General features: G+C 48.4%; 5 protein-coding genes. 4 read left to right on the top strand and 1 reads right to left on the bottom strand.

Annotated elements, in window-relative coordinates:
* Window positions 1-8: 8 nt before the first annotated feature.
* Window positions 9-824, bottom strand: a complete 816-nt coding sequence (gene mutM, locus ACO6VE_RS16110; protein WP_422462319.1) for a bifunctional DNA-formamidopyrimidine glycosylase/DNA-(apurinic or apyrimidinic site) lyase — start codon at window positions 822-824, stop codon at window positions 9-11.
* Between the two features lie 191 nt (window positions 825-1,015).
* Between mutM and ACO6VE_RS16105 the strand changes: the two genes are divergently transcribed.
* From ACO6VE_RS16105 to ACO6VE_RS16090, 4 genes are all read left to right on the top strand, one after another.
* Window positions 1,016-3,835 (top strand): DUF1601 domain-containing protein, encoded by a 2,820-nt coding sequence (locus ACO6VE_RS16105; protein WP_422449589.1) that lies wholly within the window; start codon window positions 1,016-1,018, stop codon window positions 3,833-3,835.
* A gap of 94 nt (window positions 3,836-3,929) precedes the next feature.
* A complete protein-coding gene (locus tag ACO6VE_RS16100; protein ID WP_422462297.1) occupies window positions 3,930-6,800 on the top strand; it encodes a DUF1601 domain-containing protein in 2,871 nt (956 codons plus the stop codon).
* 53 nt (window positions 6,801-6,853) lie between these two features.
* Window positions 6,854-9,871 carry a DUF1601 domain-containing protein gene (locus ACO6VE_RS16095; protein ID WP_422449591.1) on the top strand — a complete coding sequence of 1,006 codons (3,018 nt, stop codon included), beginning with the start codon at window positions 6,854-6,856 and terminating at the stop codon, window positions 9,869-9,871.
* Window positions 9,872-9,924: 53 nt separating this feature from the next.
* Window positions 9,925-12,789 carry an RAP domain-containing protein gene (locus ACO6VE_RS16090; protein WP_422449592.1) on the top strand — a complete coding sequence of 955 codons (2,865 nt, stop codon included), beginning with the start codon at window positions 9,925-9,927 and terminating at the stop codon, window positions 12,787-12,789.
* The last annotated feature ends 27 nt before the right edge of the window (window positions 12,790-12,816 follow it).

Genomic DNA, 12,816 nt, shown 5'->3' with positions numbered 1-12,816 from the left:
GTCGTTCATCACCGCTGGCAATGAGCACAATAACAGCTGCTCCGGTTCCCCAGTTTTATTGCCTTAATGGTTTTGCCGCACTTTATGCACGGCTGGCCTGCCCGGCCATAAACCGCCAGCTCCTGTTTAAAGTAACCGGGTTTGCCATCTCCCCCGACAAAATCACGCAAGGTGGTGCCGCCTTGTTCAATGGCTTTGGCCAGAGTCTCTTTGATGGCATCGACTAACCGTTCATAGCGGTTCAGAGAGATTTTGCCACAGGCCCGGTCAGGCCTTATCCCGGCTTTGAACAACGCTTCACTGGCATAAATATTACCGACACCGACCACTACTTTATTGTCCATGATAAACGTCTTGGCAGACTGGCTTCTGCCCCGGGACATTTGCCATAGACGCCGGGCCGTGAACTCACTGTCCAGCGGCTCAGGCCCCAAATGCTTGAGCAGCTTATGTTCATGAAGAGGGCGTGCAGACCAGAGAACAGCGCCGAAGCGGCGAGGATCTGCGTATCTTAACCGTTGGCCATCGGTCAGCAGAATATCGATATGGTCGTGTTTTTCCACAGGTGCATTGGTTGTTATCACCCTCAGGCTGCCGGACATCCCCAGGTGCAGAATCAGGTGGCCTGACCCGGTATCCAGCAGCAGATACTTTGCCCTTCTCTTTACCTGCCTGATCGTCTTGCCACTGAGGATTTGATTGATATTGTCAGGCACCGGCCAGCGGAGTCTGGGTTCACGGACGATGACTTCCTGAATGGTGTGACCTTCAATATGAGGCTTAATGCCTCGCCGGGTGGTTTCAACTTCTGGTAGCTCCGGCATGGTTGTCTGCTCCATTGATACGTTCAAACTGCTGCCTGTTGATGCCCTGGGAGGCTGTCCGAGAATCACCGGTCATCAAATCTGTTATCAGTTTTATCATACGCTAACTGGCAACCCTTCTGAATAATGAGCCTTGGACAGAACAGTAGTCTACTTTTTATATTCTTTACGGCTTGAATTCAGGAATAATCATGGATAGAGGTGGTGATGGTATAAGTTGGCAAGACACAACATCAGGTAATGATTATAAACAACCGGATGATCATCCCGGTTTTTCAAGGAGTGGGCGATACCGGCATGGCACAGTCAGGCAGGGGCATGCTTTACCCTACATCCCGAGGCGTAATGAATTTTATAATACTTCTGACGTATGCTCTTCTCACTGTCCACCAAGACACTCAGTAAAACCTGTTCATGAATTAAATGCGCTCATTATACGAGAAAAAATGGATTGGCTGGTGAGGTTATCTGCTCGTTACGGTGAGTACTATGATGGTAAAAAACACAGTCAATTTGCCACTTCAATTAAACAATACACATCAGCTTTGAAACGACCTTTAAATCTTAGTGAACAACGCCAATTGATACCATTGTTGCACGATTTTAAAGCGACACCCGGGTGGGCTTGGCGAGGCCTGACGACAACGCTTCATTCATTGACTACAGCGGGTGTTTTTACCCCTCATAAATACATGGATGAAGGGGTTAAGGAAGCTCAAGTATCTTTATTGTCAACTTTACTTGATACAGTAATACTTAAATGCAACCAAAAAAACGCAGCCAGTGATATTGATGCACAAGGTATCAGCAACCTGCTGTGGACCATGGCGAAACTGGTGGGCAACGGACTGGAGCTGGAGAAGACTGCGAAACTCAAAGAGGCCGTGGTCGCGCTGTTGCCCCATGTGAAAACCATAGCCGAATCAAAAGAAAAGAAAGACCACTTTAACACTCAAGGTACCGCCAACCTGCTGTGGGCCCTGGCGAAACTGGTGGACAACGGGCTTGAGCTTGCGCAGACACCGAAGCTCAAAGAAGCCGTGGCGGCGATGTTGCCCCATGTGAAAACCAAGGCCGAATCAAAAGAAGAGAAAGACCAATTCAAGCCACAGGAAGTCACCAACCTGGTGTGGGCCGTGGCGAAACTGGTGGACAACGGACTGGAGTTGGAGAAGACACCGATATTCAAAAAGGCCTTGGCCGCGCTGCTGCCCCATGTGAAAACCAAAGCCGAATCAAAAGAAAAGAAAAACCACTTTATTCCTCAACATATCGCCAACCTGCTGTGGGCCTTGGCGAAACTGGTGGGCAATGGGCTGGAGCTGGAGAAGACACCGAGGCTCAGAGAGGTCGTGGCTGCGCTGTTGCCCCTTGTGCAAACCAAAGCCGAATCAAAAGAGCAGAAAGACCACTTTATTCCTCAGCATATTGCCAACCTGTTATGGGCCGTGGCGAAACTGGTGGAGCATGGACTGGAGCTGGAGAAGACACCGAAACTCAAAGAGGCCGTGGCCGCGCTGTTGTCCCATGTGAAAAGCAAAGCCAAATCAAAAGAGAAAGACCACTTTATTCCACAGCATATTGCCAACCTGTTATGGGCCGTGGCGAAACTGGTGGAAAATGGACTGGAGCTGGAGAAGACACCGAAAATCGAAGAGGCCTTGGCCGCGCTGATGTCCCATGTGAAAACCAAAGCCGAATCAAAAGAAGAGAAAGACCACTTTAATGCCCAGCATGTCGCCAACCTGCTATGGGCCATGGCGAAACTGGTGGAGAATGGGCTGGAGCTGGAGAAGACAGCGAAGCTCAAAGGGGCCGTGGCCTCGCTGTTGCCCCATGTGAAAAACAAAGCCGAATTAAAACAAGAGAAAGACCGCTTCAACACTCAAACTACCGTCATCCTGCTGTGGGCTGTGGTGAAACTGGTGGACAACGGGCTGGAGCTGGAGAAAACACCGAAGCTCAAAGAGGCCGTGGCCGCGTTGTTGCCCCATGTGACAACCCAGGCCGAATCAACAAAACAGAAAGACCTCTTCATGCCACAGGAAGTCACCAACCTGCTGTGGGCCCTGGCGACACTGATGGACAATGGGCTGGAGCTGGAGATAACACCGAAGCTCAAAGAGGCCGTGGTCGCGCTGTTGCCCCATGTGAAAACCAAAGCCGAATCAAAAGAAGAGAAAGACCAGTTTAATCCTCAGCATATCGCCAACCTGCTGTGGTCCGTGGCAAAACTGGGTGAGGCCATTGAGCTGAACCTGGTTAAATCTACGTTCGATTCTCTTGTCGACCGAATCAGTGAAAGCCCTCAGTTCTCTCAACAAGGTATATTGATGTCTCTCTGGGGAGTCATGGTATTTTGTGCCAGGTTTTATCTTTATGATGGCAATAAAAGCTCACTTGAAAAGCACATAGGTGACCTGTTATCTCGCCTGGAAAATACATTCCCAATAGATACAGAGGATGAATCCATCGTTGGCATGGCTACCAGCTGGCTTGGAAGAGCGTGTCCGGTCGTCCCCCATTACCAGACAAGTATTTCACAATTTCAATCCACCTTTCGCGATCGACTGCAATCAAGCCTTCCGTCTTTGAAGATTGAAGAAGAAAAGAGTTTGAACTCATTACCTCCGGTTGACCTGCTACTGCCAGATTACAACATGGTTATCGACATTCAGGGACCTTCTCATTACGTGAGTGGTGATTTCAAAACCAGAAATGGTTCGACGTTGTTGAAAATTGCCCTGCTGCAGAAATCAGGATTTGAGGTCATTGAAATCCCGGTGAACAAGCTTGTGAACCAGAAGTCAATAAAAACAGTGATTGAGCAAGTAAAGACAAAGTTAGCCGTCCCGCCAGAGGCTCATGGCTCTGTGTCATTTAACAGGGAAGAGGAGTCGGCAGACGAGGCATATTTTACTGCCGAAGAGTATTTGGAAGAGCAAACAGATAAACCAAAAAGAAAAAGGAAGAGAAGAAAAGCCGGTAAAACTTATTTACATAAGCATTAATTAAACCAGAGTTTATAGACACTCAGGCAAGATGAACTATAAACAAGACAGCAGTCTACTTTTTATATTTTCCATGAACGAATGAAATATAAATATGGATAGAGCTGGTGCTGGCATAAGTCAGAAATACACGACATCCGGTAATGATTATAAACAACCGGAGGATCATGTCGGTGCTTCAGGGAGTGCGCGATACAGGCATGGCACAGTCAGGAAGGTGCATATGCCACTACGCTATACCCGGAAGCGTAATGAATTTTATCCTGCTTCTGATGCCTGCTCTGCTAACCATCCACCAGGGCATTCAATAAAACCTGTTCATGGTTTTAATGCTCTCATCACACCAGAAAAAATGGATTGGCTGGCGAGGATATCTGCTCGTTATGGTGACCGCGATGATGGTAGAAATCATGGTCAATTTGCCTGTTCAATCAAACGGTACACATCAGGGGCAAAACGACTATTAAATCATAGTGAACAACGCCAACTGATACCATTGTTGCATGCTTTTAAAGTGACACCCTGGTGGTCCTGGCGAAGTCTGACAACAACGCTGCATTCATTTACTTCAGCGGGTGTTTTTGTTTTTACCCCTCATAAATACATGAATGAGGGGTATGGGGAAACTCAAGCCGCTTTACTGTCAACTTTACTTGATGCATTAATACTTAAGTGCAACCAAAAACCTGAAACCAGGGATATTGATGCACAAGGTATCGCCAACCTGCTGTGGGCCGTGGCAAAACTGGTGGACAATGGGCTGGTGCTGGAGAAGACGCCGAAGCTGAAAGAGGCCGTGGCCGCGCTGTTGCCCCATGTACAAACCAAAGCCGAATCAAAAGTAGGCCACTTCAATCCACAGGAAGTCACCAACCTGCTGTGGGCGGTGGCGAAACTGGTGGGCAATGGGCTTAAGCCGGAGAAGATGCCGAAGCTGAAAGAGGCCATGACCGCGCTGTTGCCCCATGTGAAAACCAAAGCCGAATCAAAAAAAGAGAAAGACTACTTCAAGCCACAGGAAGTCACCAATCTACTGTGGGCCGTGGCGAAACTGGTGGACAATGGGCTGAAGCTGGAGAAGACGCCGAAGCTCAAAGAGACCGTGACCGTGCTGTTGCCACCTGTGAAAACCAAAGCCGAATCAAAAGAAGGGAAAGACCAATTTACTCCTCAGCATATCGCCAACCTGCTGTGGGCCCTGGGGAAACTGGTGGACAACGGGCTGGAACTTGAGAAAACACCGGAGCTCAAAGAAGCCATCGTCGCGCTGCTGCTCTGGGGGAAAACCAAAGCCGAATCAAAAGAAGAAAAAGACCACTTTACTCCTCAGCAAATCACCAACCTGATTTGGGCCTTGGCGAAACTGGTGAGCAACGGGCTGGAGCTGGAGAAGACAGCGATGCTCAAAGAATCCGTGCCCGCGCTGCTGAACCATGTGAAAACCAAAGCCGAATCAAAAGAAGAGAAAAACCATTTTATTCCTCAGCATATCTCCAACCTGCTGTGGTCGGTGGCGAAACTGGTGGACAACGGTCTGAAGCTGGAGAAGACAGTGAAGCTCAGAGAGGCCGTGGCCGTGCTATTACCCCATGTGAAAACCAAAGCCGAATCAAAAGAAGAGAAAGACCACTTTATGCCACAGGAAGCCGCGAACTTGCTGTGGGCCTTGGCGAAACTGGTGGAAAACGGGCTGGAGCTGAAAAAGACCGCGAAGCTTAAAGAGGCCGTGGCCGCGCTGTTGCCCCATGTGAAAACCAAAGCCGAATCAAAAGAAGAGAAAGACCACTTCAAGCTGCAGGAAGTCGCCAACCTGCTGTGGGCCTTGGCGAAACTGGTGGACAACGGGTTGAAGCTGGACAAGATGCCGAAGCTCAAAGAGGCCGTGGTCGCGCTATTGCCCCATGTGAAAACCAAAGCTGAATCAAAAGAAGAGAAAGACTACTTCAACACTCAAGCTGCCGCCAACCTGCTTTGGGCCGTGGCGACACTGGTGGACAACGGGCTGCAGCTGGAGAAGACCACGAAGTTCAAAGAGGTCCTGGCTCCGTTGTTGTACCAGGTGACAACCAAAGCCGAATCAAAAGAAGAGAGAGACCGCTTTACTCCTCAGCATATCACCAACCTGCTGTGGGCTGTGGCGAAACTGGGTGAGGCCATTGAGCTGAGTCTGGTTCAATCTACGTTCAATTCTCTTGTCGACAGAATCAGTAAAAAACCTCAACTCTCTGAGCAAGAGATATCGATGTCTCTTTGGGGAGTCATGGTATTCTGTGCCAGATTTTATCTGGACTCAGGTAGCAATGATAAAAACCCACTTGAAAAGCACATAGGTGAACTTTTTTCTCGCCTGGAAAATACATGTCCGGGCATTATAGAGGTTCAAACCGTCACTGCCATGGCCGCAAGTTGGCTTGGAAAAGCGTGTCCGGTGGTCCCCCATTACCAGATATCCATTTCAGAATCACAATCCACTTTCCGCGATCAACTCCAATCAAGCCTTCCGTCTTTGAAGATTGAGGAAGAAAAGAGTCTGAACTCATTACCTCCGGTTGACCTGCAACTGCCAGATTACAATACGGTGATCGACATTCAGGGACCTTCTCATTACGTGAGTGCTGATTACAAAACCAGGAATGGTTCAACGTTGCTGAAAATCGCCCTGCTGCAAAAATCAGGATTTGAAGTCATTGAAATCCCGTCGAACAAGCTTTGGAAACAGGATTCAATGAAAATAGTTATTGAGCAAATAAAGGCAAAGTTAGCCGTCCTGCCAAAGGCTCATGGCTCTGTGTCACTTAACAGCGGCGAGTGGGTGGCAGACGAGGCATATTTTACTGCCGATGATGGAGGGCAATTTTCAGATGACTGTTATTTTACCGCCGAAGAATATTTAGAAGAGCAAACCAAAAAGCCCAAAAAAAGAAAAAGGAAGAGAAAAAAAACAGTAAAAACTGCTGCCTGCTGATGCCCTAAAATAGTCTACTTTTTATATTTTCCATGAATTAATGAAATATAATTATGGACAGAGGCGGTGCTGGTATAAGTTGGAAATACACAACTTCAGGTAATGATTATAAACGACCGGATGATCATGCCGGTGCTTCAGGGAGTGGGCAATACAGGTATGCCACAGTCGGTCAGGTGAATGTGCCACGCCCCTATCTCCGGAAGCATAATGAATGTCATCCTGCTTCTGACGCCTGCTCTGCTAACCATCCACCAGGAACCCATCCACCAGGACATTCAATAAAACCTGTTCATGGTTTTAATGCTCTCATCACACCAGAAAAAATGGATTGGCTGGTGAGAATATCTGCTCGTTCTGGTGATCACTATGATGGTAAAACACACAGTCAATTTGCCACTTTAATCAAACAATACACATCAAAGGCAAAACGACCATTAAATCATAGTGAACAACGCCAACTGATACCATTGTTGCACGATTTTAAAGTAACACCCGGGTGGACCTGGCGAAGCCTGACAACAACGCTTCATTCATTTACTTCAGCGGGTGTTTTGACCCCTCATAAATACATGAATAAGGGGGATAGAGAAACTCAAGCCGCTTTACTGTCAAATTTACTTGATGCAGTAATACATAAGTGCAACCAAAAACCTGAAACCAGAGATATTGATGCACAAGGTGCCGCCAACCTGCTGTGGGCCCTGGCGAAACTGGTGAACAATGGGCTGGAGCTGGAGAAGACACCGAAGCTCAAAGGGGCCGTGGCCGCGCTGTTGCCCCTTGTGCAATCCAAAGCCGAATCAAAAGTAGACCACTTCAATCCACAGGAGGTCACCAACCTGCTGTGGGCCGTGGCAAAACTGGTGGACAACGGGTTGGAGCTGGATAAGACACCAAAGCTCGAAGAGGCTGTGGCCGCGATGTTGCCCCATGTGAAAACCAAAGCCGAATCAAAGAAAGAGCATTTCAACACTCAAGGTGTCACCAACCTGCAGTGGGCCGTGGCGAAACTGGTGGGCAACGGGTTGGAACTGGATAAGACACCGATGCTCAAAGAGGCTGTGGCCGCACTTTTGTGCCATGTGAAAACCAAAGCCGAATCAAAAGAAGAGAAAGACCACTTCAAGCCACAAGAAGTCGCCAACCTGCTGTGGGCCGTGGCGAAACTGGTGGACAACGGGTTGGAGCTGGATAAGACACCGATGCTCAAAGAGGCCGTGGCCGCACTTTTGTGCCATGTGAAAACCAAAGCCGAATCAAAAGATGAGAAAGACCACTTTATTCCTCAGCATATCGCCAACCTGCTGTGGGCCCTGGCGAAACTGGTGGACAACGGGCTGGAGAAGACATCGAAGCTCAAAGAGGTCGTGGCCGCGCTGTTGCACCATGTGAAAACCAAAGCCGAATCAAAAGAAGAGCAAGGCCACTTCAATCCACAGGAAGTCACCAACCTGCTGTGGGCCGTGGCAAAACTGGTGGACAACGGACTGGAGCTGGAGAAGACACTGAAGCTCAAAGAGGCTGTGCACGCGCTATTGCCCCATGTGAAAACCAAAGCCGAATCAAAAAAAGAGAAAGACCACTTAAAGCCACAGGAAGTCGCGAACCTGCTGTGGGCTGTGGCGAAACTGGTGGACAACGGGCTGGAGAAGACAGCGAAGCTGAAAGAGGCCGTGGCCGCGCTGTTGCCCCATGTGAAAACCAAAGCCGACTCAAAAGAAGAGAAAGACCACTTTATGCCACAGGAAGCCGCGAACGTGCTGTGGGCCTTGGCGAAACTGGTGGAAAACGGGTTGGAGCTGAAAAAGACAGCGAAGCTGAAAGAGGCCGTGGCCGCGCTGTTGCCCCATGTGAAAACCAAAGCCGACTCAAAAGAAGAGAAAGACCACTTCAAGCCGCAGGAAGTCACCAACCTGCTGTGGGCCTTGGCGAAACTGGTGGACAATGGGTTGAAGCTGGACAAGATGCCGAAGCTCAAAGAGGCCGTGACCGCGCTGTTGCCCCATGTGAAAACCAAAGCCGAATCAAAAAAAGAGAAAGACCACTTCAAGCCACAGGAAGTCGCCAACCTGCTGTGGGCCTTGGCGAAACTGGTGGGCAGCGGGCTCGAGCTGGAGAAGACAGCAAAGCTCAAAGAGGCTCTGGTCACGCTGTTGTACAATGTGAAAACCAAAGCTGAATCAAAAGAAGAGAGAAGTCACTTCAATACTCAAGGTACCATCAATCTGCTGTGGGCCCTGGCGAAACTGGGTGAGGCCATTGAGCCGAGCCTGATTAAATCTACGTTTGATTTTCTTGTTGACCGAATCAGTAAAAACACGCAACTTTCTCAGCAATATCTATCGATGTCTCTCTGGGGAGTCATGGTATTCTGTGCCAGAGTTTATCTGGACTCAGGCAGGAATAATAAAAACCCGCTTGAAAAGCACATTGGTGAACTATTTTCTCGCCTGGGAAATACATCCCCGGACAATATAGAGGTTCAAACCGTTATTGCCATGGCCGCAAGTTGGCTTGGCAGACCATGTCCGGTGGTCCCCCATTACCGGACAGTCATTTCCGAATCACAATCCGCTTTCTGCGATCAACTCCAATCAAGCCTTCCGTCTCTGACGATAGAAGAAGAAAAGAGTCTGAACACATTACCTCCGGTTGACCTGCTGCTGCCAGATTACAAAGTGGTTATCGACGTTCAGGGACCAGTTCATTACGTGAGTGGTGATTTCACAACCAGGAATGGCTCGACGTTGCTGAAAATCGCCCTGCTGCAGAAATTGGGATTTGAGGTCATTGAAATCCCGGTGAACAAGATTGATAACCAGGATTCAATCAAAACAGTTATTGAGCAAATAAAGGCAAAGTTAGCCGTCCTGCCAAAGGCTCACGGCTCTGTGTCTCTTAACAGCGGCGAGTGGGTGGCAGACGAGGCATATTTTACTGCCGATGATGGAGGGCAATTTTCAGATGACTGTTATTTTACCGCCGAAGAATATTTAGAAGAGCAAACCAAAAAGCCCAAAAAAAGAAAAAGGAAGAGAAAAAAGCGAGTAAAAACTGCTGCCTGCTGATGCCCTGGAATAGTCTATTTTTTATATTTTCAATGAATTAATGAAATATAATTATGGACAGAGGTGGTGCTGGTATAAGTTGGAAATACACAACATCAGGTAATGATTATAAACGACCGGATGATCATGCCGGTGCTTCAGGAAGTGGGCAATACAGGTATGCCAAAGTCAGGCAGGTGAATGTACCACGCCCCTATCTCCGGAAGCATAATGAATGTCATCCTGCTTCTGACGCCTGCTCTGCTAACCATCCATCAGGACATTCAATAAAACCTGTTCATGGTTTTAATGCTCTCATCACACCAGAAAAAATGGATTGGCTGGTGAGGATATCTGCTCGTTATGGTGATCACTATGATGGTAAAACACACAGTCAATTTGCCTGTTCAATCAAACAATACACATCAGGAGCAAAACGATTATTAAATCAAAGTGAACAACACCAACTGATACCATTGTTGCACGATTTTAAAGTGACACCCGGGTGGACCTGGCGAAGCCTGACAACAACGCTTCATTCATTTTCTTCAGCGGGTGTTTTGACCCCTCATAAATACATGAATAAGGGGGATAGAGAAACTCAAGCAGCTTTACTGTCAAATTTACTTGATGCAGTAATACTTAAGTGCAACCAAAAACCTGAAACCAGGGATATTGATGCACAAGGTGCCGCCAACCTGCTGTGGGCCCTGGCGAAACTGGTGAGCAATGGGCTGGAGCTGGAGAAGACACCGAAGCTCAAAGAGGCGGTGGCCGCGCTGTTGCCCCAGGTAAAAACCAAAGCCGAATCAAAAGCAGAGAAAGACCATTTCAAGCCACAGGAAGTCGCGAACCTGCTGTGGGCCATGGCGAAATTGGTGGACAACGGACTGGAGCTAAAGAAGACAACGCAGCTCAAAGAGGCCGTGGCCGCGCTGTTACTCCAGGTAAAAACCAAAGCCGAATCAAAAGCAGAGAAAGACCACTTTAATGCCCAGCATATCGCCAACCTGCTGTGGGCCGTGGCGAAATTGGTGGACAACGGGCTGGAGTTGGAGAAGACACCGAAGCTCAAAGAGGCCTTGGCTGCGCTGCTGCCCCAAGTGAAAACCAACGCCGAAGCAAAAGAAGAGAACGACCACTTCAAGATACAGGAAGTCGCCAATCTATATTGGGCCGTGGCGAAACTGGTGGACAATGGGCTGGAGCTGGAGAAGACACCGAAGGTCAAAGAGGCTGTGGCCGCATTGTTGCCCCATTTGAAAGCCAAAGCCCAGGCAAAAGAAGAGAAGGAACACTTTATTGCTCAGCATATCTCCAACCTGCTGTGGGCCCTGGCGAAACTGATAGACAACGGGCTGGAACTGGAGAAGACACCAAAGCTCAAAGAGGCCGTGGCCGCGCTGCTGCCCAAGGTGAAAAAAAAAGCTGAATCAAAAGAAGAGAAAGACCACTTTATTCCTCAGCATATCGTCAATCTGCTGTGGGCCGTGGCGAAACTGGTGGACAACGGGCTGGAGCTGAAGAAGACAGCGAAACTCAGAGAGGCCGTGGCCGCGCTATTAGCCCATGTGAAAATCAAAGCCGAATCAAAAAAAGAGAAAGACCGCTTTATGTCTCAACATATCTCCAACCTGCTGTGGGCCATGGCGAAATTGGTGGACAACGGACTGGAGCTGAAGAAGACAGCGAAGCTCAAAGAGGCCCTGGTTGCACTGCTGCCTCAGGTGAAAATCAAAGCCGAATCAAAAGAAGAGAAAGACCACTTCAAGTCACAGGCAGTCGCCAACCTGCTGTGGGCGCTGGCGAAACTGGTGGACAACGGGCTGAGGAACACACCGAAGCTCAATGAGGTCTTGGCCGCACTGTTGCCCCATGTGAAAACCAAAGCTGAATCAAAAAAAGAGAAAGACCACTTCAACAATCAAGGCAGCATCAACCTGCTGTGGGCCTTGGCAACACTGTTGGACGACGGGCTGGTGCTGGAGAAGACAGCGAATCTTAAAGAGGTGGTGTCTGTGCTGTTGTATCATGTGAAAACCAAAGCGGAATCAAAAGAAGAGAGAAACGACTTCAACACTCAAGGTACCATCAACCTGCTGTGGGCCATGGCGAAACTGGGTGAGGCCATTGAGCTGAACCTGGTTCAATCTATGTTCGATTTTCTTGTCGACAGAATCAGTAAAATCCGTCAACTCTCTCAGCAAAATATATCGATGTCGCTCTGGGGAGTCATGGTATTTTGTGCCAGGTTTTATCTGGACTCAGGCAGCAATGATAAACACTCGCTTGAAAAGCACATAGGTGAACTATTTTCCTGCCTGGTCAATACACCCCCGGGCAATATACAGGTTCAATCCGTCATGGCCATGGCCGCAAGCTGGCTTGACAGAGAGTGTCCGGTGGTACCCCATTACCAGACAGTCATTTCAGAATTGCAATCCACTTTCCGCGATCAACTCCAATCAAGCCTTCCGTTGTTGAAGATTGAAGAAGAAAAGAGTCTGAACTCATTACCTCCGGTTGACCTGCTGCTGCCAGATTACAAAGTGGTTATCGACGTTCAGGGACCTTTTCATTACGTGAGTGGTGATTTCAAAACCAGGAATGGCTCGACGTTGCTGAAAATCGCCCTGCTGCAAAAATTAGGATTTGAGGTCATTGAAATCCCGGTGAACAAGATTGATAACCAGGATTCAATGAAAACAGTTATTGAGCAAATCAAGGCAAAGTTAGCCGTCCCGCCAGAGGCCCATGGCTCTGTGTCACGTAATAGCGGCGAGTGGGTGGCAGATGAGGCATATTTTACTGCCGATGATGGAGGGCAATTTTCAGATGACTGTTATTTTACCGCCGAAGAATATTTAGAAGAGCAAACCAAAAAGCCCAAAAAAAGAAAAAGGAAGAGAAAAAGGCCAGTAAAAACTGCTGCCTGCTGATGCCCTGGAATAGTCTACTTTTTATAT

The sequence above is a fragment of the Endozoicomonas sp. ALB115 genome (genome assembly GCF_049310245.1).
In the GTDB taxonomy this organism is placed as follows: domain Bacteria; phylum Pseudomonadota; class Gammaproteobacteria; order Pseudomonadales; family Endozoicomonadaceae; genus Endozoicomonas.
Note: the sequence above shows the minus strand (reverse complement) of the source record. Positions and strands in the feature narration are given on the sequence as shown.

Coding starts and splice junctions, on each gene's coding strand:
- mutM (WP_422462319.1), bottom strand. CDS start 824: ATGCCGGAGCTACCAGAAGTTGAAACCACCCGGCGAGGCATTAAGCCT.
- ACO6VE_RS16105 (WP_422449589.1), top strand. CDS start 1,016: ATGGATAGAGGTGGTGATGGTATAAGTTGGCAAGACACAACATCAGGT.
- ACO6VE_RS16090 (WP_422449592.1), top strand. CDS start 9,925: ATGGACAGAGGTGGTGCTGGTATAAGTTGGAAATACACAACATCAGGT.
- ACO6VE_RS16095 (WP_422449591.1), top strand. CDS start 6,854: ATGGACAGAGGCGGTGCTGGTATAAGTTGGAAATACACAACTTCAGGT.
- ACO6VE_RS16100 (WP_422462297.1), top strand. CDS start 3,930: ATGGATAGAGCTGGTGCTGGCATAAGTCAGAAATACACGACATCCGGT.